Genomic DNA, 26965 nt, shown 5'->3' on the forward strand with positions numbered 1-26965 from the left:
TCCCAAACTCACCGCCCAAGCCCGTGGCTCCCAAAAACTCCGTCGCACTGGCTCTCCTGCAACCCGCTAGAAACAGGTTCAGCGCTGGCGAGCTGGCGACGGCTGGTGGGACTGACCGCAAGCGGATCGAGCCCGACGCGCTGGACACGCGTCGGGCTCGGGCGTTGAGCAAGGAAGCCGCCCTTCCACAGCTGAGAGGCATCCCGACCAGGCACATCCGAGGTGGCGACCGGGACTTGGACGTGGTCCTGTTGCCCGGTGCTGTGCTCGAAGGGCGGCTGGCTGGTGAGACGCACGCTGTGGGCGGTGTGCGGTCCCCGTTTGCTCGGCTGTCGCCGACGCGGAATGCGAGGTTGTGTCGCTGTCCCGGAGGTGGGGTGGGTGACGGCGGGGGTGTGGCGGCGCCTGGTACTCCGGCCGGTTGGTGTTGTTCTGGAAGCAGGCCGCCGCCTGGCCTCAGGACGGGTCTTGGCCAGGCGGCGACGCGGGTTGGGTCGCTGTGGGTGGGAGTTCTTGTCAGCCGAGGGTTTGGAAGGTGTTCCAGTCGTCTTCTTCGACGCGCCAGCCTCCGCCGAGGGCGCTTCGGCCTCCGTGGTAGAGGTGGAGGGTGCCGTCGTTCTTGGTGAGGTACATGTCGGGGATGCCGTCGTTGTTGACGTCGGGTGTGCCGCGCAGGAGCGGCCAGCTCGCGCTGTCCCAGCCGGTAGTGCCGTAGGGGAGGTCCTTGCCGTCTGCGGAGTTGACGGCGAGGGCGAGGGAGTTGATGTCGGCGCCGCCGTTCGTGCCGGGCTTGCCGCGGCGCAGGGCCAGGCCCCGGTTGGGGTCTGCGTCGTCGCGGAAGGTGAGGTCGGGCACCCCGTCGCCGCTGACATCGCGGACGTCGATGATGTCCCGTTTGGTCCAGCTGGTCGCGGAGAGCTGGCGCGCTTCGGTAATGGAGGCGCCGGTGTAGCCGGTGAGGATCCACAGGGTGTCGCCCGCGGTGGCGAAGATGTCCTCGGCGTTGTCACCGTTCATGTCGGGGACGACGACGATCTGGGTGAGGGTGGCCGGATTGGGTGCGCCCGCGGGCAGGAGGACCTCGGTGCGGCGGCTGATGTCGAAGCGGCCGTTGCCGTCGCCCTGGTAGACGTACAGCTTGCCGTCGGGCATGCGGGCGATGAGGTCGGTGATGCCGTCGCCCGGGAACCAGTCGCCTGAGTGCCCGACGAGGGCGTTCTTCCCGCTGGCGTCCTTCCAGTATCCGGCCGGTGCGGGTTTGCCGTTGTCGATGGCGGCCGGCATCCAGGCGTCCACGTCGCCGACGGCGTCGGCCGGGTAGACACGCAGGTCACCGGCTCCATCGACGACGAGCAGGTCGGCCTTCTGATCGCCCGTGACGTCCCCGCGGCCGTCGAGGCCCGGTCGGGGGCGGACGTAGAAGGTGTAGATGAAGGGATTGGAGACGTTCCCGGCCTTGCTGACAATCCGAACGTAGAAGAGGTTCGGCCCGGCGTTGTCGGGGTTCACGTCCACGGTGACGGTGTCCTGCCCTGCGGCGGGGACGGCCTTCTGGTCGTAGATGGGGTGGTTGAGCGACCACTGGAACTCGCGGATGTCGGCCGGGTTGGTGCCGCCCGCGATGACGGTGATCTTGCCGGGGCCGAGGGTGTTCTTGCTCCATTCGGCGCCGTCGGGGCCGGGGGCGGGGAAGTCCTCGGAGCGGATCGTGGGTGCGGTGGGCTGGGTGTGGTCGACGGTGAATCCGCACCATCCGCCGCCGCCGGAGTCCAGCGGGCCGCTGCCCGACCACTGGCCGTCCCAGTCGACGGCCTGGGCCAGCCAGTAGTAGGTGACGCCTGGGGTGAACTTCTCCCACCCCACCGTCACCTCGCCGAAGCCGTCGTTGGTGTCGTCGAACACGTCGACGGTGGAACCACTCGACGACCAGACACGGAAGTTCAGCTGCCGCAGATTACCGTCACCGTCGGACGCCTTGGCCTTGAAGATCACGTCCGTCTTGCCGATCTTTACGATCGGGGCCTGTGTCGTGCACTCGCCGCCGGGCACGGTGGACATGTCGGCCTTGACGGGAGTGTTGGGCACCCGGGTGTACTCGACCTCGATGAACGGCGCGCTCTCACCGTTGGCGAGGAACTTCTTCCAGAAGTTGGGGTTGCTCTCGTTCGTGGAGCGCAGACCCAGTGTGAGGCTCTGCCAGGCGCCGCGGGCGCCCTCCTCTACGGTGGACTTGATGTCGACGCCCACCCAGGCGTCGGGGCAGGAGCTGTTCCAGCCGTACCCCGTGGACGCTCCGGCGATCCTTTTGCCCCAGAACCCGCCCGTGTTGTCCCACGTACTGGAACTAGTGATCGCCGGGGTGTGATAGACGTCGAAGGCAGTCGCACTGCAGCTGTACGAGTAGGTTTGCAAGGCTCGCAGATTGGCGGACCGGATCTGCGTGCCGTGGAGCTGGCTTCCGAAGTCGAAGGCGAAAACGGACCGTGATGTGCCGTGTGTCTTGTCCTCGTATCCGACGCGTGCCTCAATTGCGCCACTGCCTGTGTTGAAGTTCTGGCCGTTCCAGAAGCTGGAGCTGCCTTGGGTCTTGTACAGGAGGGTCCAGTTCTGCTTGTGACCCTTGAAAGATGGGTCGATGAAGACCGGGTAGACCGTATCGGCGTCGTTGAGCAGCTGGGCGTTCGGTGTCAGGGTGAGCACGTTCTCCGGGCTGAGGGAGGCGTCGGCCACCTTCGCGTGTGCGCCCTCCGCGCCCAGCAGGCCCTTGAGGCCGAGCGTGGGGTGCTGGGCGGTACCGGATGGCGGCTGCGGAACCGGCTCGCCCTCCGTCAGGGCGACCTCACCCGCGGAGTCCCACATGTAGGGGGTGGGAGCGCCGGCGACTTCCTCGCCCTTGGCGTCGCGTGCGCTGACCGAGCGGGAATCCCCGTCGAGGTGGAAGGTCAGGTTGGGTGAGGTCAGGCGGTAGTTCAGCTGACCGAGCATCGGGTCCTGGGCCGCCTGTTTGTCCTTGACCACCACCAGGTGGGAGTAACCGCCATCCTGGGCAGTCATCACGAGGTCGATACCGGGGCGGATGTTCTCGTACAGGGCCCGGGGCCCTGAGATGAACGGGGCGGGCAGTGGCCCGGGCCAGCTCAGCACCAGGTCATGACCGTTGGCGTTCAGCCGGACCAGCTCACTCCACTGCGGATCGGGCGTGTCCGCCCGCACCGCCGCCGGGTTGGCCTGCGACACCCGGGACACGCCGCGCGAGGCCCGGGTAACCTCCCCGGTGGCGGCCGGGACCGTCGCCGTTCCGGCGCTGAACACCACGTGACCGTTGGCGGCCTTGGGCGCGAAGCCCCCGTCCACGCGCTCGAGCGTGGTGTCGATGGGCTTCCACTCGTTCCCGACCTTGGCTCTGGTCGCGGCACTGGTCAGGCGCAGCTTGTATGCCCCGTCGGGCTGTGCCCAGGTGCTGCTGGTGGGGCCGGCCTCGGCTGTGACCTCGACTTCCTTGCCACTGCTCTTGGCCTGTTGACGTGCCTGCGCCGCGGCCACGGGCGTACCTGTTCCCTGCTGCGGTCCCGCGGTGAGTAACGGCTCGTTTTCGTCCCACGGCAGGCTCAGGCCGATGGGTATCGCCACAGCGGTGGCCAGCAGCACGGCCAGTCCGGCCACCAGCCGGCGCCTAGCAGACCGGCGGGTGGGTATTGGCCGGTTTTCATCGTGGTGTTCCGCAGGAAGTGGCGGGCTTTCGCCCGTCGGCTTTTCTGGATTCACGTTCTTCTTCTCCCCCCTCGGGCACGCCAGATTGCGCCCCCTCAGAACTCGCAAACGTTTCAGGCCACTGTCCAGAACAAAGAAGGGTCCGCTCCCCACTCGCCTTTCATGTAATGGAGTGCGAGCCGAGCATGAACCATCCCTCCAGCTTCGTCACCTCATTGACCGCCACGGCGAGCCGTCACTTGCTGCCGATCTGGGGTAATTATTCACTTTTACGGATCCGGTAAAGTGACAAACGCCACATCGGCTTTCAGGTGGTGGATTTTCTTCGGCAAACGAAAGCAGAATCGGCGGGATATTTGTCAGTTGCCTGCCGCAGGCGCCGCTCGGCGCGGTGGCAGATCGTGGGGGGGTCCACATGTCGCCGTTCTCGGCGAGCAATTTCCGCCTGCCCGGAAACAGGAGAGCGCGGGTCAAACGCACCCGCCTCGCCGGGCGCGTAGGCACCGTGCTGTCCGTCGTCCTCGTCGCGACTCTGCTCCCGGCGCAAGCCTGGGCGGTGCCGCCGGGCTCCCGGGACGGCGTCCAGTTACCCGGCCTCCAGCAGGATCTGAAGGCCAAGCTCGACAAGATCGCCGCGGCCAAACTCGAAGGCTGGGCCGGCGCTCCTGTGCAGCCGCCACCCGAGTACGAACCGTCGAAGGTGACACCGCCCACCGGCGGCGCGGAACCCGTCACGCTGACCGGCGAACAGCTGGTCCAGGCGGGCGGGCTCCCGGTGAGCATCGGCAAGGCATCGCCGACTCCGGAGAACCCGTCCCCGCCCACGCCCTCCGGCACCTGGTCGGTCGCGGTCGCCACCCGCACCGTCACCGAGGCCGCCAACGTCGACGGCGCCCTCATCAAGGTCACCCCGCCCGCCGACGGCGCCACACCCGTCGACGTCCAGCTGGACTACAAGAAGTTCAAGGACCTCTACGGCACCGAGTGGGCCACCCGCCTGGAGCTCAAGCAGCTTCCCTCGTGCTTCCTGGACACCCCCGACCTCCCCGAGTGCTCGGTCTCCAAGGACATCCCCAGCACCAACGACCCCGCCACCGGCACCGTCCGTGCCACCGTCGACCCGGCCACCGCACCCGGTCAGGGCATGCGCACGATGGCCGTCGGCGGAGGTGGCCCGATGGTCCTGGCCGCCTCCGACGGCGCTTCCGGAGCGGGCGGCACGTACAAGGCCACCTCCCTTTCCCCGTCCGGTTCATGGACTGCGGGCGGCAGCGGCGGCGGCTTCTCCTGGTCGTACCCGCTGACGGTGCCGGCCCCGCCGGCAGGACCGTCCCCGAAGATCGGCTTCGGCTACTCCTCCCAGGCCGTCGACGGCAAGACGTCCGTGGCCAACGGGCAGGCCTCCTGGGTCGGTGACGGCTGGGGCTACGAGCCGGGTTACATCGAGCGCCGGTACCGCTCCTGCTCGGACGACCTCAAAACGAACCCGGGCAAGCCCAACAACGACAATTCCACCGACAAGAAGAAGGGCGACCTCTGCTGGTCCGGCGACAACGTCGTGATGTCGCTGAGCGGCAGCACGACCGAACTCGTCCACGACACCGCGACCGGCCAGTGGATCCCGGCCTCCGACGACGGCTCGCGCATCGAGCGCAAGACCGACACGAGCATCGCGAACGGTGCCAAGGACGGCGAGTACTGGGTCGTCACCACCCGTGAGGGCGTCCGGTACTTCTTCGGCCGCCACGACGTCGACGGCGCGGGCACCCGGCCCGCCACCAACTCGGTCCTGACCGTCCCCGTCGTCGGCAACCACCCGGGCGAGCCCTGCCACCAGGCCACCTACGCGGCCTCGGCCTGCGACCAGGGCTGGCGCTGGAACCTCGACTACGTCGAAGACCCCCACGGCAACGCGATGGTCATCGACTGGGCCAGGGAGACCAACCGCTACGCCAAGAACCAGAAGTTCAAGGAAGCGGTCCCTTACCACCGGGCGGGCTACCCGACCCAGATCAGCTACGGCCTGCGCAACGACAACCTCTCCGGCCCCCCGGCCGCCAAGATCGAGTTCCTCGTCGAGGAACGCTGCATCAAGGAAGGCACGACGACCTGCTCGGACGCCGAGTTCGAGGGCAACAACTACGGCGGCAAACAGCCGTGGTGGGACACCCCCGCCACGCTCCACTGCAAGACGGGCGCCAAGGACTGCTACACCACCTCGCCCACCTTCTGGACTCGTAAGCGCCTGACCTCAGTCGTCACCAAGGCCCAGCGCACCGAGGGCTCCACCGCGCTAGCTCTGGTCGACCGCTGGGACCTGACCCAGTCCTTCCCCCGGCAGCGCACCGACACCCACCCGCCGCTGTGGCTGGAGTCCATCACCCGCACCGGCTACGGCGTACCGACCGGCAGCCCCGCCAAGCAGGACGCCACCTCGCTCCCCGCGGTCGCCTTCCTGCCCAACGTCCGCGACATGCCCAACCGCGTGGCAAAGAGCGCCACGGACGCCACCCCCGACTTCGACCGCCTGCGCGTCGAGACCATCCGCACCGAAACCGGCGGGGAAACCGTCGTCGGATACTCCGCGCCCTGCGCGGTCGGCACCACGCACCCGAAGCCGGAGGAGAACACCACCCGCTGCTACCCGGTCCACTGGTCGCCGGACGGCGACCTGGAGAAGCCGCCACTGGAGTGGTTCAACAAGTACGTCGTCGACAAGGTCACCGAAAGGGACCGCGTCGCACGCCAGGCCGACGTCACCACCTCCTACGTCTACGAGGGCGACGCCGCCTGGGCCAAGGAGGACGACGAGTTCTCCAAGCCAGAGCTGCGCACCTACAGCCAATGGCGCGGCTACGCGAGCGTTCTGGTCCGCACGGGCGTCACCGCCAACGCGGGCAAGCCGGACGCCACCGAACAGTCCGAATCCCGTACCCGCTACTTCCGCGGCATGTCCGGCGATGCCGGACGTCCCAAGATCACCATCAAGGACTCCACCGGCACCGAGGAACTCGGCGAGGACCTCCCCCACTACCAGGGGATCCCGGCGGAGAGCATCACGTACACGAAGGTGGGCGGCAGCGTCTCCTCACGCTCCCTCACCTGGCCCTGGAGCCAGAAGACCGCCTCCCGCCCACGGGACGGCACCACCGCGCTGGACGCCTATCGGTCGGGCACCTCACGCGCCGATTCGATCGAAACCATCAGCGGCGGCGCCACCCGCACCCAGCGCACCCGCAACACCTTCGAACCCACCTACGGCCTGACGCGAACGGTCCAGACCGAGGCGATCAGCCCCAACGGCACCGGCGGGACGCAGACCACCCACCAGACCTGCGCCACCACGGACTACGTCCACAACACAGACAAGCACCTGATCGGACTGCCCCAGCGCGTCCGCACCACCGCCGGCGACTGCACCCAGGCGGCCACCGGGGCCCTCCTGGCCGACACCCGCACCGCCTACGACGCACCCGGCGCCTTCGGCGCGGCCCCGAGCAAGGGCCTCATCGCACAGGTCGACACCAACGACGCCGCCGGCACCGGTTGGATCACCACGGCCCGCACCGAGTACGACGCCCTCGGCCGCTCCATCAAGCTGTACGACGGCGCCAACAACATCGTCACCACCACCTACAGCCCGGCCACCGGTACCCCGTTCACGGTCTCCGGTACCAACGCACTGGGCCACACCGTCAGCACCAGGAGCGACCCGGGCCGCAGCGCCCCGCTCGAGGACACCGACGCCAACGGCCGCAAAACCACCACCACGTACGACAACCTCGGCCGCTCGACCGCCGTATGGACCCCGTCGCAGAAGCCCGGGACCGACAAGGCGGCCTTCACCTTCACCTACCAGATCAGCGAGCACCAGCCCCCGGTCGTCACCAGCAACACCTTGCAGGACGACGGCACGTACAGCCAGGCCGTCACCATCTACGACGGCATGCTCCGCCCCCGCCAGAGCCAGGGCGAGGCCCTCGGCGGCGGCCGTCTGATCACCGACACCTTCTACGGAGCCAACGGCACCGTCACACGGACCAACAACGGCTACCACGCCGAAGGAACACCCGAGAAGAAGATCTTCATTCCGGAGAGCGTCTTCCAGGTCCCCAATTCCACCGAAACGGCTTACGACGGCCTCGGCCGGGCCGTCCGCTCCACCACCCTGCACGCGGACGTACCGCAGTACTCCTCCGTCGTGCAGTACGGCGGCGACTTCACCCTGTCCCGTTCGCCGATGTCCGTCGACGGCACGACCCCCCTCAAGGGCAGCGCCGCGTCCAGGACCTGGACCGACCCGCTGGGCCGCACCTCGGCGGTCGAGCACGCCACCTCCACCGACCTCACCACCTGGAACAAGACCTCCTACCTCTACGACGTCCGCAACAAGCTGACCCAGGTCACCGACTCGGCCGGCAACCAGTGGAAGTACGGCTACGACGTCCGCGGACGCAAGACGTCCTCGGAAGACCCGGACACCGGCCGCTCCGAATTCGGCTTCGACAACCTCGACCAGCAGATCTGGACCAAGGACTCCACCGGTCGCATCCAGTACACGACCTACGACGCCGTGGGCCGCACCACCGAGGTGCGTCACAACGCCGCCGACGGCCCGCTCGTCACCTCCTACACCTTCGACACCCTGCCCGGCGCCAAGGGCCAGGCCGTCTCCTCCACCCGCTACGAGGGCGGAGCGGCCTACAAGAGCGAGGTCACCGGCTACGACGCCGAGTACCGGCCGACGGGCTCCAAGATCACGATTCCCGACGTCCCCGCGACCAAGGGACTCGCCGGCACCTACGCCTCCTCCACCACCTACACCCCGACCGGCAAGGTCCAGTCGACCACCCTCCCGGCCACTCCCGCCGGCCTCGCCGCCGAGAAGCTCATCACGCGCTACAACGCCGACGGCATGCCCCAGAGCCTCTCCGGCCTCGCCTGGTACACCGCCGACGTCAAGTACAGCCCCTACGGCCAGGTCCTGCGCACCGCGACGGGCAACGCCCCCAACCGGGTCTGGACCACCACCCAGTACAACCGGAACACCGGCCAGGTCACCAACCAGATCAGCGACCGCGAGACCGCACCGCACCGCATCAGCGACGTCTCCTACGGCTACGACACCGCCGGCCAGATCACCTCGGTCACCGACAGCCAGCCCGGCGACCGGGCCGACCGCCAGTGCTACGCCTACGACCCGATGGGTCAGCTCACCAAGGCCTGGACCGGCAAGACGGCGGCCTGCACCGGCCCCAGCCTCGCCGACGTCACCGCCGGCCCGGACGGTGACGGCTTCTGGCAGGAATACCAGTTCGACAACATCGGCAACCGCACCAAGCTCATCAACCGCGACCTGACCAACAGCGCGCTGGACGACGAGACCACCTACACGTACGGCATCACCACCGCCGCGAACGGCGCCCAGCCGCCCGTCAAGACCCAGCCCCACGCCCTGGCGAAGGTGGAGAAGACCACCCGCAATCCGGGCTCCACCGTCAACTCGCTCTCCACCTACGAATACGACGCCTCCGGCAACACCAAGACCCGCCGCATCGGCGGCGACACCCAGAACCTGAACTGGGACCGCCAGGGCAAGATCAGTTCGGCCACCAGCCCCGGCATCGGAGCGGTCTCCGTCACCGGAGCCTCCGGCAAGTGCGTCGACGTCGAAACCGGCGGCACCGCGGACGGCACGCCGGTCCAGATCCATCCCTGCAACGAGACCCGCGCCCAGCAGTGGCGCCTGACCGACAACACCGTCCGCGCCTTCGACAAGTGCCTCACGACGAGTGGCGCCAAGCTGGTCCTGTCCACCTGCGACGGCAGCGACAAGCAGAAGTTCGTCTACCGCGCCGGCGACAAGTCCCTCAACAACCCGGCCACCAACCAGTGCGTCGACGTCCCGAACAACGCCGCCGACGGCACCGACCTCCAGCTGTGGTCGTGCAACACCACCGGCCCGCAGCAGTTCTCCTTCGACCACACCACCACCTACCTCTACGACGCAGGCGGCAACCGCCTCATCGAGGAGACCGGCAGCTCCCGAACCCTCTACCTCGGTGACACGGAGGTCACCGTCAACAAGGCCGGCCAGGCCGTCGACGCCGTCCGCTACTACAGCGGACCCGGCGCCACCACCATCCGTCGCACCTACGGGCTGCCGACCAACCACCAGCTCAGTGCTCAGCTCGCCGACCATCACGGCACCGCGACCAGCGTCGTCGAGCAGTCCACCGGCCAGACGGTCGCGCGCCGCAAGTCCGACCCGTACGGCAACCCCCGCGGCGCCCAGCCCTCCAACTGGCCCGGCAACCGAAGCTTCCTCGGCTCCGGTATCGACGACACGAACACCGGGCTGACCCACATCGGAGCCCGCGAGTACGAATCCACCACGGGCCGCTTCATCTCCGTCGACCCGATCATCGACATCACCAACCCGACCCAGATGAACGGGTACACCTACGCCAGCGGCAACCCGGTCAACAAGAGCGACCCCTCGGGTCTGATCGAAACCGACTGCAAGAACGGCCACTGCGGCGGCCACTACAACCCCCGCCACGACACCCTCCCCGTCGGCCACCCCGACCGTCCCGTGCGCGCCCTCCGGGGTGACTTCAACAGCTCCTACACGGCCGAGGACCGGGTTGCGAAGCCCTACTACGGTTCGATGGCCGGCACCGGGCCCTCCAAGAAGAAGACCACCCAGGCCCCCAAGCCCAAGGGCTGCGGCGTCTTCTCGATGTGCAACGTAAGAAAGGCCGTCGACTGGTCGAAGGAAGTCTGGAAAGAACACAAAAAGACGATCGTCTCGATCGCCACCGAGGTGGTCGTCGGAGCCGCCTGCATCGGCGCGGCAGCCGCACTCGGTGTCGCCACCGCCGGCGTCGGCTTCGCCGCAGCCGCGGGCTGCGGAGCCATAGCCGGCGCAGCCGGCGCCGCAGCCGGCAACTTCATGGACCCCAACGCCGACCACAGCGTCCTCGGCGTCCTCAAGGACATGGCCGTCGGCGCCGCGGCGGGAGCAGCGGGAGGCGTGCTCGGCGTGGCCGCAGGCCCGGTCATCGCGGCAGCGGGCAAGGCCATCGGCAAGGGAGTCGGCAAGGCGATCTCCCGGATTCGGTCCGGCGGCAGCAAGTGCCCGGACAACAGCTTCGCTGCCGGAACACTCGTCCTGATGGCAGACGGATCATCGAAGCCGATCGACGACCTCCAGACCGGAGAGAAAGTCGTCGCCACCGACCCCGAGACCGGCGAAACCGCCACGAAGGAAATCACGGCGACCATTCAGGGCGAGGGCAGCAAGAACCTCGTCGAAATCACCGTCGACACCGGCGCCGGCGCCGAAGTGATCACCGCCACGGACAACCACCCCTTCTGGTCGGTCGACCTCGCCAAGTGGACGGACGCCACAGACCTCAAGCCGGGCCAGTGGCTCCGTACGAGCGCCGGCACCCAAGTCCAGGTCACCGCGGTTAAGCGCTGGACTTCCTCCGCAAGCGTTCACAACCTCACAGTGGCAGACCTCCACACGTACCATGTGCTGGCGGGGGCCACTCCGGTCCTTGTCCATAACTGTGGTGGTACTGCCACCGTTTCGTATGACCCCGATATGGGGCCTACCGGACACGCCATAATTCGAATCGACATGGCCGACGGTCGATCACAAATTACCGAACAGGTAATTAATGGAATTCCCGCCAGGCCGGGCCAGTACAACGGGCTGCCGACCACAGGCGCGCAGGCGTTCCCCGAAGACCTCGGCCCTAATACGAGGAGTCTCACCTTCGACTTGCCGAACGCAGAAGCCGCGTACGGAGCTCAAGGGAGGACCATCGATGCGGACCTCGGGGCATACGATGGAATGGATAATAGCTGCGTGACCTATTGTGTTGACATCCTGCGGTCTGGTGGCGTCAACCTACCGGAAGGGCGTCGGGGGATGGCCGTGCTACGAGGAAGGATGAACAGAGGGTGAGTCAAGCAGGTGGCCCGTCCGAGTACATCAAGGTCTTGGCGGAGGTTATCGCCAGTCCGAGAGTCGGCGGATTGCATCTTCGTCGAGTGGGTGAACTTCTCGTCGCGCGCGAGGAATTGAATGAGCGGTTTCTGGATGCCGAAAGGCGTAAATTCTCCGATGCCGAATTCGATGACATTGTGATCAAGTCGTCAGAGCTTGATGACGAATATGTTCGAGTTTGGCGAGCCTGTGAAGAGGCAACTCGGGAATGGCGGCACTCTGAAGGTCTGCCAGCATTGGCCCTCGCGCTGAAGCAAGCCGCCGATTACTATCGTGGTGTTGCATCCGCCGCCTGATGCTGAACAGGAACGGAAATTGAGCGGCCCCACCAGGTTCATTCTGGTGGGGCCGCTCGCGTGCGCTGGGGGCGCCTGACGGCAGTAGTTGACGGCAACGTCAGCGGACGGGTGCTGCACAGAGCGGCGGTTCGCCGCAGTCGTCGGGCTATCTGGTGGCGTCGTCGGATCGCTGGAGGGCGCGGCCAAGGAGGCCGATGGCGTCGCGCTGGAGGCGGAGTCGGACGTGGGCGTAGACGGTGGCGGTGACGCCTATGTGGGCGTGGCCGAGGAGTTCTTTGATCACGACGAGTTCGACGCCTTGCTCCAGGAGGAGGGTGGCGGTGGAGTGCCGTAGGTCGTGGAAGCGGATGCGGCGGAGTCCTGCTCGATCAAGGCGGCCCGCTGACGCGGCCCGCGCGCGCTCCGGCCCCTCGGGGCCGCCGCCCGCTCCTGTCTCCGCCCCGCTTGCCGGCTGCCCCGCTGGTCCGGGCGCGCAACACCACCAGCGTGGATTGTTCTGGGGCTCTGCCCCAGGCCCCGGCCCTCTCTCCGAGGGGGAGGAGGCCGAATGCAGCTGCGGGTCCGTCGTGGTGATGGGTGGTCGGGAGCGCGGGAGGGGTCCCTCGCCGCCCGGTCACCGGAGGCGTGCCAGGAACCCCCGGGGGCCGCCAAGGCCGAGCGCAAGCGTCACCTGGTGAGCCTTGGCGGCCCCCGGAGAACCCTGGTACGGCGAAGCTGCCCGACCGACGAGGGACCCCTCCCGCTCAGGCCCAGATCTTGCGCGGGCCCGGCCCTGCATGGCGTCGGCTGCATGCTCGGGACCAAGCCCGGTGGTGGGTCCCCGCTTCGGGCGGGTATCTGCCGGATAGCCCTCGGTTGACTCGTCGGACCGGCGTACCGTGGCGCTGGAGGTGGTCAGCATGACTACGGAACTGGCGGACAACGTCCGTAAGTACCGGCGTCGGGCCGGGATGAGCCAGGAAGAACTGGCCCACGCCGCAGGCGTCTCGCCGGGGACAGTGCGTAAGGTCGAGCAGGGTGGCACGGTCCGCATGGAAACCCTTCACGCCCTCGCCCGCGCGTTGAGCGTGACAACGGCAACGCTTCTGGCGCCGGACGCCCCGGAGCCCGTGGGTCGTTCGGAGGATCCGAACCGCGTCAACCTGATCCAACTCCGCGCGGCCCTCACCCCACCAGTGGGACTCACCGACTCGGACGGCGAAAGCACAGACGAGGAGCCGAACCTACGCCGCTTCCGCCGTACGGTCCATGACGGTGCGGTGCTCTACCACTCCGACAGCTACAAGAGCGTCGCATCCCAACTGCCCGCGCTCTTGCGGGATGCGAACAGCGCAGTCGCCCATTACGACAGCGGCGAGGAGCACAGCCAGGCGCTCCTGGCCCGTGCCGAGGCGTTGCAGTTGGCGGGGCGGTACCTGACGCAGGTACGGCAGTACGACCTCGCCTACACCGCCCTGGCCGGCGCGATCACCGACGCACGCCAGGCCGGGGACACACTCACCGGGGCATCCGGCGTGATCGGGATGTGCTGGCTGCTCCTGCGCCAGGGCCGGCTGGACGAAGCCGAACAGCTCGCCTCCCAGACCGCCGACCTGATCGAACCGAGACTGTCCCGAGCGACGCCGGACGAATGCGCGGCATGGGGATGGCTGGCGCTGCGCGCCGCGGCTGCCGCAGGCCGCAACAACCGGCCCCAGGAAGCCCGCCACTACCACCGCGTCGCGAACACGGCGGCATCCGCGGTGGGACGGGAGTACACCGGCTCGTTCTTCCGGCACTGGACGACCTTCGGGCCGCTCACCGTCGGCATGAAGGGCGTGGAAGACGACATGGTCGTGGGAGACGCCCGTGCCGTCGTCCGTAAATCCGGCGAGGACGCCATGTCGCCGAAGGCGTGGAAGAGCGCCGGGCGGCCGAGCGGCGAAAACTGGAACCGCCACCGCCTGGACGTGGCCCGCGCGCACGCCCGGACCAACGACCTGTCCGCGGCGATGGACGAGCTGACCGGAGTTCGCCGTGCATCCCCGGAGTGGCTGAGGCATCAGCGGATGGCCGCCGAGACCATGCAGGAGATCCTGAAGAAGCGCAAGCGAACCCTCACCGCCGAGATGCGCGACATGGCCTCCTACCTGGCCGTCGTCGGATAGGTGCCACGCAACGCGATACTTCCGGCACCCTCCGTCGCCAACTGGCATGCCTGATGGATGGAGTGACGGACCGTCGCACCCTACGGTCGCCGTATTCCATTCGGCGACCCAGGTGGGGGTGCACGGTGAGCACATCCAGGACCGACGCGGACCGCATGCGCCGCAGAGAGCTCCACGACGCGGCAGCAGGCGTGACCGGCCCTCGCTTACTGCCATGGACGACACCGGACGGGAACCCCTGCTACCTCAGCACCGACGGCAGGGGCTACCTCTCCTCCCTCGCCGACAGCATCGAGGAAGTACAACTCGACATGGGCGAGGAACTCCTGGAGTACGCCCGCAAGGTCGTCGCCCCAGGAGCCAAGATGCTCTCGGCCGTCGAATACCGGTGGCTCGCCTGCCGGCTGACCGAAGCCCTGACGGACGCGCTCCGGGTCGCGGAATCACGCGGCGACCGCATCCCCGACCTGCCCGAGACCGCCGGTGCCTGACGGCAGTAGCGACGGCAACAACCACGGATTCAGGCGCACAACCACGGACTACGGCGGACGCCAAAACCCCTCCCCACCTGCATAAAGGCAGCTGAGGGAGGGGCTGCCAGCACACGTACCATGTGCTGGCGGGAGCCACGCCGGTACTGGTTCACAACTGCGGCGGCAATAGTGCCCCCTTCAAGAACGACGTGGAAGGGCGATACAACCTCGCCGACGAGCTGGATGCAGCAGAAGCGCGGGGAGTGCGTTCGGTCAGCCCGGGACAGGCCGGCTGGGAGGAGGCTCTCAACTCGGGTGTTGTGAAATGGGTGGTCGACACCAATGAAGTGCTTCATGTGGTGCCTGCGACCGATGATGCAATCAAACACAGCATCATGACCAGAGGTGCTCCGGTGCTTGCGGCAGGCGAGGCGGACGTGGCCGGTGCGGGTGGAATGTTCTTCGGGCTTCGAATCTCAAATCAGAGCGGTCACTATATCCCCTGTAGGTGCAGCGTCAATCTAGGGATTGAAAAATTCCGACAGGCTGGGATCGATTTCTCCCCGGGGAGCGTGGAACTTGTTGGGCCCTAGCGATGAGGACATCCGTCATCTGGTGGAATTGGGGGAGGATGCGCGAAGGGTCTGGCTGTTGACCTATCAACCAGCCGATCCGGATGACCGTTTCTACTGGTGGGAGACGCTTGTAGAGGTCTCCCTGGATCGGGTGCGCAGCAGCACACTACCGACCTCGATGCGGCGCAAGTATTCATTGCTGGCCGCACAATCGACGAGGGAAGCCGTAAAACTGCAGGTAATACCCTCTTGGAAGGGGAGCATGCGACTTGCATTCCTGGTTTCCGAGTACGGGCGTTACCCGGGCAGTGACGTTCAGGAAGTGTTGCACCCGGATCAAGTAGCTGAGGATGCGTTTCAAGCGATTGATAAATCGCCCGAGGAGGTCGCGAGGGTCGCGGATAATTGGCCATCGCGACCTATTGATGAGATAGTCGAGTTGCGGAGGGTGAAGAATATTGTTCACGCCTTGAGCGCGATGCGGCCACACGTCCTTGATCCCAAGCTGAGCGCAACCATCTCGCGGTGGCTAGATATCTGCGAAAAGCTACCGTAGGTGGTATCGGAACGTTGATTTTCTAGCGTTGAGCTCGCAGATGCATCTATTGATCGTCTGAGCGTCAGGAAAATACCTGAACCCCCTTCCCAGAGCATGGGGAAGGGGGTTCACGGCTTCATGGCGGCAACGTCAGCGGACGACGGCTGCGGCGGGTGGGTCTTCCGGTTCATCGCCGGTCGGTCCGAGGGCGTTGCCGAGGGTGTCGATGGCTTGGCGTTGGAGGCGGAGCCTTACATGGGCGTAGACGCCAGCGGTGACGTCGATGTGTGCGTGGCCCAACAGCTCTTTGATCACGACGAGGTCGACGCCTTGCTCCAGGAGTAGCGTTGCGGTCGAGTGGCGTAGGTCGTGGAAGCGGATGCGGCGGAGTCCGGCCAGTTCGAGGAAGCTGCGGAATCGGCGTGTGAGGTTGGCCGGGTCGAGGGGTCCGCCAGTCGGCGTGGTGAAGACGAGGCCACTCTCCTTCCAGGCTGACTTTGCAGTCTCTCGCTCATTGGCCTGCCGTTCCTTGTGCTTCTTGAGGGAGTGGAGGCATTCGGCGGGGAGGGCGATGCGGCGCTCGGAGGCGCCGGTCTTGGTGGGAAGGTGGATGAGGCCGCCGGTTCGGGTGCGGACGACGCTGCTCCCCGCACCCGCGGGGATGACCCCCGGATCATCGTGCACTACAAGGACACCAACGGCTGCTCCCCGCACCTGCGGGGATGACTCACGGGCCTGTCCATCCGTCTCGACGCGACGTGGCTGCTCCGCGCACCTGCGGGGATGACCCCCTCCAGGGCGGTCGGCACGAAGTCCGGAGGGGCCGCTCCCCGCACCCGTGGGGACGGCCCCGAGTACGGCCCAGGCCCCAGGCACAGGTCATGTCCGCGCCCGCGCGGCGCATCGGGAGGTTCGAGCAGGCGGCCGGGATCAACGTTCGGGATGGCACCGGTCCTTCGCCGGAGAACTCGGCAGTGACTTCGCCTTCTTCGCGACCCCGGACCGGCTGGCCGCGTTCGCCGGGCTTGCTCCGGCGCCGCATGACTCGAGGAAGAAGAGCGGCAGCCTCCACCGGCCCCGCCACTACCACCGCGGCCTCCAGCGAGTCTCCTACATTGTCCGCCCTGACCAGGTCCGCTACGACCCCAACTCCCGGACCTTCTACGACCGCAAACGATCCGAGGGGAAAGCCCACACGCCGGTCGTAGTCGCCCTCGCACGCCGTCGCGTCAACGTCTTGTGGCCCTGATACGTGACCGGCGGCTCTACGAAGTTGCACCGCCACCGGCTACGCTGCACTGACCTGGCCCAGAGCTACGGTGGCGTTTTCAAGGCACTGAGCATTGGCTATGCCGATGAGCGAGGGAGTCGGCGGGAACATCATCCAGACCGGAACCGAGTCCTACCGCCTCGCCCACACCAAAGCCCAAGCTGACCGGGCCGAGGTTGGCTGACCAGCAGTTCTTCCCCAAATCGCTGGGCCGTTCGAGAACAGGGCCGTATGTTGGCGTCATGGTGAATGAGGGTGAGCAGCAGCTTTTCGTGAACCGGTGGGGCGATACGTCCGGCGCGGAGCCGGCTGGACGCCAGTCCTACCGGGATACCTGCAGCTGCTTCGACCAGCGCAAGCCGCACCCGCGTGCCCGAGTCGGGTTCCACACCGAGCTCCAGGACACCTCGGCTCCGGGCTGGCAGCACCTACTTGAGCTCATCGACGAGGCGGCCGCCGACGGCCGGGAAGAGTTCCGTCCCCTTGTTGAGCTCAGCCCCGAGGAACGGCGACAGGTCATCACTCTGCCGCCGACCATCGGCAAGCTGACGGCGGTCAAGCACCTCGTGCTCTACGGCAGCAACCTCGTCCGACTCCCACCCGAAATCGGGGCGATGACCAGCCTGGAGGAGTTCACCCCTTACACCTCCTACCGGCTGCACTGGTTCCCCTACGAAATCACCAGATGCACCCGGCTCATGAGCAGCACGGTCAGCACGCGTTCTCTGTTCGGAAATTACAAGTTGCGGGCACCGTTCCCGCGTCTTGCGCCCGCCCGCAGCTCGGTCGCCGACCTCGACACAACAGACCTGGACGCACGCCGCTGGGGCGCGACAGCCGTCTCATCATGCAGCGTCTGCGACCGACCAATAGAGCAAGGCGGGCTCCACCCGGTCTGGATCTCCTTGCGCGTGGCCACGGATGTCCTGCCCCTCCTGGTCAACGCATGCTCTCCGCAATGCGTGGCCTCCCTTCCCCAGGCGCCCGAGGACTACGTCCAATCCGCGCATACAGGCGGCAGGGTCAGCCAACCCGCAGCTGACTGGGACTAAAGCGCCCAATCGCACACGCAGGCGACATCAAATTTCGGTTCTGGCACAGATCTTGGGGAGCGGTCGCGGAGTGTTACCTCGATGTTCGATTACGAGGAGGCGGGCTCGTGTGAGACGGCGTACGCCTTGCCGTCCGACAGTCGGAAGTGACGCTCCCTCAGGTATTTGCCGACCGCTGCTGTGGTCGGCTGCGGACGGTGATGGTGCTGGTCATGCAGACCGATGCACCGTTCTGGGAGTCGCTGGTTTTCGACGGGATTGGCGATGTGGATGTAGAGACGGTGACGGCCGCGTTCGGCACGTGTCGAGGTGGTCGCGAGAGGCCGTGCGGCCGGGGCTGCATGTCCGGACTGCGGCTGGTTCTCGGACCGAGTCCACGACCGGTACCAGCGCAGGCTGAAGGACCTTCCGCTCGCTGAACAGGGCTTCGTGATCCGGCTGACGGTCCGGCGCTTCATCTGCGGAGCGGCGGGTTGCCCCCGCCGGACGTTCGCCGAGCCGTTCTCCCGGCTGGCCGCCCCACACGCAAGATTCACGACTCGTCTCAACCGCGCCTTGGAGCGAGTGGGGCTCGCGCTGGCCGGGCGAGCCGGCGCTCGGCTGGCGGCACAGCTGGGCTTCGCCACGGGAAGGATGACCTTGTTGCGCAGGGTCATGGCATTGCCCGATCCACGGTTCAGTACTCCGCGTGTGCTGGGTGTGGACGACTTCGCGATCCGTCGCGGCCAGACCTACTCCACCGTCTTGACCAGCGTCGAAGACCATCGGGTCGTCGATGTTCTCCCGACCCGTGAAGCCGGGCCACTGGCCGCCTGGCTGATCCGCCACCCCGGCGTGGAGATCATCTGCCGGGACCGGGCTGGCGCCTACGCTGAGGGTGCCCGGCGCGGTGCCCCCGGTGCTCTGCAGGTTGCTGACCGGTTCCATCTTTGGCAGGGCCTCGGACGAGCCGTGGAAACCTGCGTTGCCGCCCATCGCGACTGCCTGCGCAACCCATCGCCCCCCGGCATGCTGCCGGAGGACACCGGACTGGTTTCCGGTCGACCACAGGACGACTCGGATCCCGTCGGCCGACGGGCCGAGCGAAAGAAGGCAGCACACGCCCTGGTCCACGAACTCCTGGCCCAGGGTCACTCACGCCGGGCGATCGCCCGGCACCTGGGCTGGGGCCTTAACACCGTGCTCCGGTACGCGAACGCCGCACGCTGGCAGGACACCCTCCGCGACAACCGGCCCCGACCGAGCAGACTGGACCCCTACAAGCCCTACCTGGAGCGACGCTTCGCCGAGGGATGCACCAGCGTCACCCAGCTACATCGTGAACTCATTGCCGACAACGCGCCCGTCACCTACCAGATGGTCCGCAGCCACATCGCCGACCTCCGCGGGGCTCCGGCTGGAACGCCACCGCGGCCGCCGACGGTGCGGCAGGTGACCGGCTTGCCTACCCGGCACCCCACGACCCTTACCGAGGAAGACCGGGCCGGTCTGAAGGAGGTCCTGACTCGCTGCCCCGAACTGGAACAGGCCGCCGAACACGTCCGCGACTTCGGCGAGATCCTTACCGACCGCCTCGGCTCCACACTGCCCATCTGGATCGACGCAGTCGACGCCAGCCAGCTACCTGGCCTCACCGGCTTCGCACTCCACCTGCTCCGAGACTTCGACGCTGTGACAGCCGGGCTCACTCTCAGCTGGAGCTCCGGCAGCATCAAGGGTGCTGTCAACCGCATCAAGAAGATCAAGCGGCAGCTCTACGGCCGAGCCGGATTCGAACTACTCCGCAAGATGATCCTGCTCCAGTAGCACTCCAAGCCTCCGAATCCTGCGCCAAGACCGAGAACTGACCGCACCCAGAGAGCTTGGCTGGGGCGTGTCGGCACCGACGGACATAATGCGGCTGTGGACCTGAGACCGGAGCTGTTGCCCCCGCCCGTGAGCCAGCAGCGGCTGGACGAGCTGTGCGCGGAGGTTGAGCAGATCGCTGAGCTGCTGGTCACCCGCCCAGAGGTGGCGGGCGAGGCGATCGAGGCGTTCAACGCGATGACCGGTCACGACTACGTGGCTCTCGACTTCGCTGAGTACGACGGAAGCAGGAGCCTGGAGGAGTTCGCGAGGGAGGCGGCCCGGCCGGCTCGCCCCGTGGTTGCGGACATCACCCGGGACGAGCTCGTCGAGATCGTCCGCAGACTCCTGACCGCCTCTGCGGAGAGCGGCTACTACCTGCGGCTCCTGGAGGCGAACGTGTCGCATCCCCGGGTGAGTGACCTGGTCTTCCATCCCTCGGACATCCTTCAGGACCCGTCTGCGGAGCAGATTGTCGACGAGGCTCTGAAGTACCGGCCGATCGCGCTCTGAGCGAATCGAACGCCACCGTCACCCTCCGCGATCGCTCCCCAAGATCTGTGCCAGAACCCCAAACTCATCGACATTGATCATGCGGCCGGGCGCGAGATGACGCCCAAAGTCGCTGACAATCGACTCCCGTTCACTGGTTCGGGCTCAACATCTGTGGTGACGGTTCGACGGTCGGCTCACCGGCACCCGAACGATGGGAACCAGCAGGTCAGTCCTTTGGTCCGACGTGGGCACGGACGCTTACGGCACAGCTCCAACTGCGTGCTGTCGAAACCCCACTGCACGAGCCTTACCTACGATCACTCCCCCGAAGAGGGGAGGTTCGCGGCGGACCGCACGTCACGCCTTGCTCTGGACCATGCACCGACTCAGTACCAGACAATGACCACGTCAGCCTGCCGTACCACCGAGGAACCCTGCGGGTTGTAGAAACAGTCCACGGCTTCTTGTCTGAACGGGTGGGCGATCCCACGCCGCTACCGACGGTCTGGCCGTCTTCGCTGCTGCATTCCCAATTGATTCGCCTTTCGGACACAGTGGCTGAGCGCCGGGCAAGCCTGAGCGCCGCAGCGTCGAACCGCTTCCGGGATCGCGGATCTCAAGTGCCCATGCCATCCAGGTCGCCGAGCACCTGACCGCCGCCGGCCCTGGACACCCGTTCCAGGCCCCGGAGAGGCAGGGCCCGAACCACCCTGCGGTAACCGGCCCAGTCTGCGGTCCAGACGCATCCTGCAAGGACCGTGCCAGCACCACGCCGCTCCCGACACGCCTGCCGGTCATCACCACCCCCGCCACGCCCCTCCCCTGCCCGAGCGCTCGCGGTGGGGGTGCATGCGGTTGCCCACCTGCCCGAGGGCGCGACCAGGGGAGCTGCGGCTGGGAGTGCAACCGCAGCCATCGCGGGATAATCTGAAGTTACTCAGGGGGGCGTGGCGGTGGGGCTGTGATCTCCGATGCTGATGCCTCCAACACTTCCTCATTCCCTGGCTTCTCTCTCCCCTCTCATGGCGAGAAGCGCAGGTGCGGCTGATCTCCGGGTAGGTCTCGTTGACGGGCCAGTCATGGTCAGCCATCCAGGGCTTTCCAGGGCACGGATCGAGTGGTTCTGTCCACGGGATGTGGCAGAACTCGATGCGGATGACGTCGCCGCTCTGCATGCCACCTCCACCGCAGGCGTCCTGGTCGCAGAGCGTGGGTCGGGTGCTTTGGGAATCTGCCCCGGGGTCACACTTGTCACCCGTTCCATCTTCCGTTCCCCTACGGCTCGTTCTGCCGGTAGCGCAACATGGGTAGAGCTGGCTGACGCGCTAGTGGAGCTGGCGGACGCCGGCGCACGCATCGTGAACATGAGCCTCTCCCTGGAATCGGGCATGTCCAAGGGACACCACACCGTGAAGGACGCGCTCGACTACGTGGCTGCTCATGGTGTGATCGTGGTGGCCGCTGCCGGCAACGACGGTGCGATCGACGGCACGGTCGTCACCCGTCACCGGTCGGTCCTGCCGGTCGTGACCTACAACCTGCAGGGTTGGCCTGGGCGGATGACCAATATCGGACGGTCCATTGGTCAGCGGGGCATCGGCGTTGTGGCGGACGGTTTGATGAGCCTAGGTCCTGGCGGAAGGGCCCGGCCGTACGGAGGGACTAGCGCGGCGGCAGCCGTCGTCACCGGTGCTGCGGCTCTCATCTGGTCCGAGCTTCCGAAGACCTCGCCTGAGGAACTGATCTCCGCGATGAAAGGGAACCCATCCCGCCGCACATCGGTCGTGCCGCCCCTGATGAACGCCTGGCAAGCATTTGAGTCGCTGCTCGCACCACGAAACTGATGCCGCGCTGGTTGCAGCATTGACCACGGAAGGAGCGCTGAGCTCATGGAAGAACCCACGGTATCCGCTGCGGAATCGGCCCCGGTTGTGCTCGATTCATCGGGCGGGCGGGTGACTCGTAGCGAAGCCTCTGCCGAGGTATCCGCTCCCGGCGTGTACCTCGCATCGTCGCCCGTCGCCGAATCCCCGCAGCCCCACGACAAGTCGCCCTGTGGGTGTGGTGGCTGCGGTCGGGCCGCCCCCGCGGCTGACGGCACAAGCCACCCTCTCGAGACGTACTCACCGTTCGTATACGCGGTGGGTCGGCTTGAACCCCGCATGACCAGCCTCGCGATCGAGAAGGAGTTCGCACAAGCGACTGGCCGCGCCGAGACAGCCAACCTGACGGACAGGCAGGCCCTGCACGCCGTTCTGTCAGACCCTCAGAGCCGCTATCTCGCCAAACATCTGTGCTATGTGCTGGTGATCCAGGGGATCGACACCTACATCCTGCGCCCCCGTGATCCCGCGGACTACGACCTGCTCGTGGACGCGATCGGTGCGTCACCACGGACGAGCGATCTCCACGTGGTGATCGGCCTACGAGGCCCCCTCTCCCCGCCCGACCTGTGCAACGGGCTCATGCTTCCCCAGGTGTCGTTCGATCAGGTCTACGCCTTCGACGCAGACTCCCTCGTCGCGGGTCTGCCCAAACCGGACGACCTCGACGAGGAGTCGTTCCGGTCGGCCTCTCGGGAACTCTTCGACCGGGTGATACAGATCGCCGACAACGCCGGCTCGTCCGACGAGCATCGTGCGCTCAACTACTCGGCGGTGCGGTACGCGCAGATCTACGCGCATACCGCTCAAGCCTTCGCATCGGGACTAGCCCTCACAGCCGTTGAGACACGGCCCTCGCGCCTCAGCGGCAGCAGCAGGAACATTCAAGATGTGGTGCTCTCCTACACCAATCGAACGACCGACGTGACAGAGAAGCACTTCGTCCGTGTCGATGTGACGGAAGCGTTTCCCTTCCTCGTGACCAAGCTGTCTCCGTACTACGACCGATGACCGGCAGGAGGAGGTCGGCGGCATGTCCTTCCCAACCGCCACAGCGGGCGCTTCGCTGTACCGCACGAGCGGCGTGTACCGGTCAGCCCCCGGCGGGGTGCGTTCCAGCCCGAACGTCGCGCTGGCAGGGAGCTGCTACAACGACTGCATAGCTGAGTGTCCCTCCGACTGGGAGGGCTACGAGTGTAAACAGTTTTGCACGAACAAGTGTCTGCCCGGGCAGCCCCCGCCTTGTTTGGGACAACTCTGCCTTTCCGGCCCGCAGCGCAAATGCTGCCCTTCTGGTAGCACCTGCTCCTTCGGCTTCGAGTATCCGTCGGCGCGCTCGCTCATCGGCTGCTGTTCGCCCGGCCAACAACCCTGTAACGGAGGGTGCTGTGCCGCGGGTCAGCCATGCTGTGGCAACAAGAGCTGGCCGCCGCCCAAATGCTGTGCACCTGGCCAGGAATGCTGCGACGGAGTGTGCTACACGCCAGGTCCAGGAATCGTGTGCACGGGAGCCGGGGTTTGTCCTCAAGACCGCCTCTGTGGCGCGGGGTGCTGCTTCCCAGGGGAGCAATGTAAAGGCGGCAAGTGCTGCAAGCCGGGTCCCCAGTGCGGTGGCGGGCGGTGCTGCGAGGGAGAACAGTGCACGCCAACCGGATGCTGCCCTCAGGAGCGCTCCACAACGCAGGGCTGCTGCCCCCAGGACCAGGTCGCATGCAAAGTAAAGGTATGGCCCCCAGCAGGACCGGACTTCGACCCCGAACCGTACATCGTGGAGCAATGCTGCCCGCCCGGCCATACCTGCGCAGATGAAGCCTGCTGCCCGCCCGGCGAGTGCTGCGAAAACAACACGCCCTGCCCCCCGGGAAAGCACTGCGACAAAGGAAAATGCTGCGCACACGGACAGAAAGCAAAATTCGACACCCACACAGGAAAGCTGCGCTGCGCCTGAAAGGCCACGTTCGGCGCACTGGTTTCGATTTGGATGCCAGTGCCGATGCGACTGCCCAATCGGACACGTCGCATGGCAGGAACGGAACTGATTGACCACAAGCGAAAGCGAACGGCTCCTCCTCAACGTGGGAGCCAAGATCTGGTGTCCTCCTACACCAATCGAAACGACCGACGTGACAGAGAAGCACCTCGTCCGTGGCGATGCGACGGAAGCGTTTCCCCCCTCGCGCCCAAGCCGTCTCCGTACTACGACCGATGACCGCCAGGAGGAGGTCGGTTGACATGCCATTCCCAACCGCTACGGCGGAGGCTTCTCTGTACCGAACGAGCCGCGCGTACCGGTCGTCCCCCGGCTGGGCGCATTCCGGCCCGAGCCTCAGGCTGGACGACAATTGCTACAACATCTGCATGTGGGAGTGCAGGGTAGCGGGGTGGGAGAGCTACGAATGCAAGCCAATGTGCCGGCAGACGTGCTTCGGGCCCCCGACTTGTGAGGGGGAACTATGCCTTTTCAACAAGCAGCGCCGCTGCTGCCCTTCCGGTAGCACCTGCTGCTACGGCTACGAGTACCAGTCAGGGGGACCGTATGGGCGGCAGGTCATCAGCTGCTGTCCTCCCGGCGAGGAATGCTGCCCCGGCCTCTATAGCACTTGCTGCCCACCCGGCCAATGCTGCCAGGATAAATGTTGTCCCCCCGGCCAGGCCTGCTGCGGTCTGGATTGCTACACACCAGGTCCCGGAATCGAATGCAAAGGAGGCATAGTTTGCCCTACCAACCGCGTTTGCGGCGATCGATGCTGCTCTCCAGAGGAGAACTGCATCGGTGGCAAGTGCTGCAAGCCGGGTCCCCAGTGCGCTGGCGGGCGGTGCTGCGAGGGAGAACAGTGCACGCCAACCGGATGCTGCCCTCAGGAGCGCTCCACAACGCAGGGCTGCTGCCCCCAGGACCAGGTCGCATGCAAAGTAAAGGTATGGCCCCCAGCAGGACCGGACTTCGACCCCGAACCGTACATCGTGGAGCAATGCTGCCCGCCCGGCCATACCTGCGCAGATGAAGCCTGCTGCCCGCCCGGCGAGTGCTGCGAAAACAACACGCCCTGCCCCCCGGGAAAGCACTGCGACAAAGGAAAATGCTGCGCACACGGACAGAAAGCAAAATTCGACACCCACACAGGAAAACTGCGCTGCGCCTGAGAGACCACTGGAAGGGAAATCATCTCGGCGCACCAAGAAAGTGAACGGCTCCGGATCAAATCCGGAGCCGTTCTGGAGCAGTTCACCCCCAAGAGAGTGCGTGCGTTACGGGTTCGTAACGTCGTAGAAGAGGTCGTAATCCGAGCCGTCGCCGTTCAGGCTCTCCGCGTGCTCTCCCGTCCCTGCCTGGCTGTCGTGGACCCAGAAGGAACCGATGAGGTCGTCAGGGTCTGCGGTGTCATAGTCCCTGATGGTGACCTTCGCCATGTTTGTGAAGGAGATAGACCTGTTGAGCTCAGCAGAGTCCCCTGGGTCGAACTCCTTGTAGGAAGGGTAGGTCGTCGTGGGATAGATCATGTCGCCGTCTACCCTGATGTACACATCGTCAGCGCCGGGACCGCTGGTCGTATCAATACAGCGCAGCGTATTGAGATTCAGGGTGGCCATGTCTACAACTCACCTCCATTCTGAGTGCCCCTTAAAATGGTCCCGCGGTGACGCGCCGGCTGCAACTTGGCGACTCCTGAATGCAGATGGTCAATCGTTGAAGCCTCAGATATTGCTTGCGATGAGGGATAAACAGCTGACGACCAATCACTGCTGGGCCAACGTTACGGGGACCACTGCGCGCCAAAAATCTGGCCATGCCGGGCACAACCGCAACGATAGGCGAATCGTAAACCATGTAAGAACTTTGACCGGATTCTCCTTGTTGCAGCATGCGTTCCAACAGGTAACGTTGAGAGACATCCGGAGGTAATAACATTCACGCGGAGGTGGAGAAGGTGCCTACCGGCGGAACTGATCGACGTGATGCGGCGCGCACGCCGTTGCGGGTTCGACTGCCCGCTTTCATCGACGCCGAGATCGGTCTGGGCGACGTAGTCACGAAGGTCACTTATCGCGCAAGGCTGCGACCCTGCAGCAGCTGTGAGCAACGCGCTGCAGCGCTGAACCAGTGGGTCGTGTTCTCAGGCCGGAAACAGCGCCGTTGAGGCCTGCCCCTACGAGCTCGTAACACGATCATGAGTCGGGCTTGTTGAAGCGTCGCCAGCAGATGAGGCTGCAGGCGAGGGAAACGGACCTGCCGTGGAGCTCGGTGTGGCGTTCCCACCGGACGGCAAGGCGTTTGCGGTGGAGGAGGGCGAAGGCCTGCTCGGACGGGCTCCCACCTCCGAAGCGGGCCATCTGCGTGCGCGGCCCGCACACGGGCGCAGGACTCACCGCGCGCCTGGTCGTCGCCCTCCCGAAGAACTCTGGGTACCCCTGACCCGGGGCACCCACTGGACCAACCAGCCCCACCCAGTGACCTGAGTCAGATTCGGGGAGGTGGGAGGCGGCGGTGGTGTAGTGGTCGTAGCCCATGCCGCGGACCGCAGGAGGCAAGCGTCGCCTCCCGCGGCGACGTTGACGTCTCCCCTCGGCTATCGCGAGTAAGAGGTCATCTCATTTGGGCTTCGTGGGTAGGCTGTCAGTCATGGTGGGGATCGTTGAACGGCTGGTGCCGGATGAG

14 protein-coding genes and 3 pseudogenes are annotated in these 26965 nt (G+C 66.2%); 12 read left to right on the forward strand and 5 right to left on the reverse strand.

What is annotated here, in order from left to right; genetic code table 11:
- Positions 1–516 precede the first annotated feature (516 nt).
- Complete coding sequence (locus tag NOD94_RS10905; protein ID WP_281205615.1) at positions 517–3663, reverse strand: DNRLRE domain-containing protein; 3147 nt, start codon at positions 3661–3663, stop codon at positions 517–519.
- A gap of 463 nt (positions 3664–4126) precedes the next feature.
- On the opposite strand from NOD94_RS10905, the gene NOD94_RS10910 reads away from it, so the two are divergent.
- Both NOD94_RS10910 and NOD94_RS10915 read left to right on the forward strand, forming a co-directional pair.
- Positions 4127–11689: a polymorphic toxin-type HINT domain-containing protein gene (locus NOD94_RS10910; RefSeq protein WP_281205617.1), complete on the forward strand. Its 7563-nt coding sequence runs from the start codon at positions 4127–4129 to the stop codon at positions 11687–11689.
- Positions 11686–12027 (forward strand): hypothetical protein, encoded by a 342-nt coding sequence (locus tag NOD94_RS10915; RefSeq protein ID WP_281205618.1) that lies wholly within the window; start codon positions 11686–11688, stop codon positions 12025–12027. Before NOD94_RS10910 ends, NOD94_RS10915 begins: the two co-directional genes overlap by 4 nt.
- A gap of 148 nt (positions 12028–12175) precedes the next feature.
- Here the strand turns inward: NOD94_RS10915 and NOD94_RS10920 are convergent.
- A pseudogene (locus NOD94_RS10920) lies at positions 12176–12397 on the reverse strand (tyrosine-type recombinase/integrase); the annotation flags it as partial.
- 532 nt (positions 12398–12929) lie between these two features.
- Between NOD94_RS10920 and NOD94_RS10925 the strand changes: the two are divergent.
- From NOD94_RS10925 to NOD94_RS10940, 4 genes are all read left to right on the forward strand, one after another.
- Positions 12930–14177, forward strand: coding sequence for a helix-turn-helix transcriptional regulator (locus NOD94_RS10925; RefSeq protein ID WP_281205630.1), 1248 nt, complete (start codon positions 12930–12932; stop codon positions 14175–14177).
- Positions 14178–14332: 155 nt separating this feature from the next.
- Entirely contained in the window at positions 14333–14668 is a 336-nt protein-coding gene (locus NOD94_RS10930; protein WP_281205631.1) for a hypothetical protein, read from the forward strand.
- A gap of 122 nt (positions 14669–14790) precedes the next feature.
- Complete coding sequence (locus tag NOD94_RS10935) at positions 14791–15243, forward strand: hypothetical protein (RefSeq protein ID WP_281205619.1); 453 nt, start codon at positions 14791–14793, stop codon at positions 15241–15243.
- A 22-nt stretch (positions 15244–15265) separates the two neighbouring features.
- Positions 15266–15781 carry a hypothetical protein gene (locus NOD94_RS10940; protein ID WP_281205620.1) on the forward strand — a complete coding sequence of 172 codons (516 nt, stop codon included), beginning with the start codon at positions 15266–15268 and terminating at the stop codon, positions 15779–15781.
- A 132-nt stretch (positions 15782–15913) separates the two neighbouring features.
- On the opposite strand, the pseudogene NOD94_RS10945 reads toward NOD94_RS10940, so the two are convergent.
- Positions 15914–16405: pseudogene (locus NOD94_RS10945) on the reverse strand (site-specific integrase); the annotation flags it as partial.
- A gap of 346 nt (positions 16406–16751) precedes the next feature.
- Here NOD94_RS10945 and NOD94_RS10950 point away from each other — a divergent pair.
- The 6 genes and pseudogenes from NOD94_RS10950 to NOD94_RS10975 form a co-directional block, all read left to right on the forward strand.
- Positions 16752–17065 (forward strand): annotated as a pseudogene (locus NOD94_RS10950) (transposase); the annotation flags it as partial.
- A 210-nt stretch (positions 17066–17275) separates the two neighbouring features.
- Positions 17276–18085 carry a leucine-rich repeat domain-containing protein gene (locus NOD94_RS10955; protein ID WP_281205621.1) on the forward strand — a complete coding sequence of 270 codons (810 nt, stop codon included), beginning with the start codon at positions 17276–17278 and terminating at the stop codon, positions 18083–18085.
- A 309-nt stretch (positions 18086–18394) separates the two neighbouring features.
- Positions 18395–19891, forward strand: coding sequence for an ISL3 family transposase (locus tag NOD94_RS10960; protein ID WP_281205622.1), 1497 nt, complete (start codon positions 18395–18397; stop codon positions 19889–19891).
- A gap of 96 nt (positions 19892–19987) precedes the next feature.
- Positions 19988–20443, forward strand: a complete 456-nt coding sequence (locus tag NOD94_RS10965) for a hypothetical protein (protein WP_281205623.1) — start codon at positions 19988–19990, stop codon at positions 20441–20443.
- Between the two features lie 1004 nt (positions 20444–21447).
- On the forward strand, positions 21448–22269 hold the full coding sequence (locus NOD94_RS10970; protein WP_281205624.1) for a S8 family serine peptidase: 822 nt from the start codon (positions 21448–21450) through the stop codon (positions 22267–22269).
- Positions 22270–22314: 45 nt separating this feature from the next.
- Positions 22315–23319, forward strand: coding sequence for a hypothetical protein (locus NOD94_RS10975; protein WP_281205625.1), 1005 nt, complete (start codon positions 22315–22317; stop codon positions 23317–23319).
- Positions 23320–25557: 2238 nt separating this feature from the next.
- Here the strand turns inward: NOD94_RS10975 and NOD94_RS10980 are convergent.
- Both NOD94_RS10980 and NOD94_RS10985 read right to left on the reverse strand, forming a co-directional pair.
- Positions 25558–25899 (reverse strand): hypothetical protein, encoded by a 342-nt coding sequence (locus NOD94_RS10980; protein WP_281205626.1) that lies wholly within the window; start codon positions 25897–25899, stop codon positions 25558–25560.
- Positions 25900–26475: 576 nt separating this feature from the next.
- Positions 26476–26676, reverse strand: coding sequence for a hypothetical protein (locus NOD94_RS10985; RefSeq protein WP_281205627.1), 201 nt, complete (start codon positions 26674–26676; stop codon positions 26476–26478).
- Between the last annotated feature and the right edge of the window lie 289 nt (positions 26677–26965).

The sequence above is a fragment of the Streptomyces sp. Isolate_45 genome, from assembly GCF_024721315.2.
GTDB lineage: Bacteria > Actinomycetota > Actinomycetes > Streptomycetales > Streptomycetaceae > Streptomyces.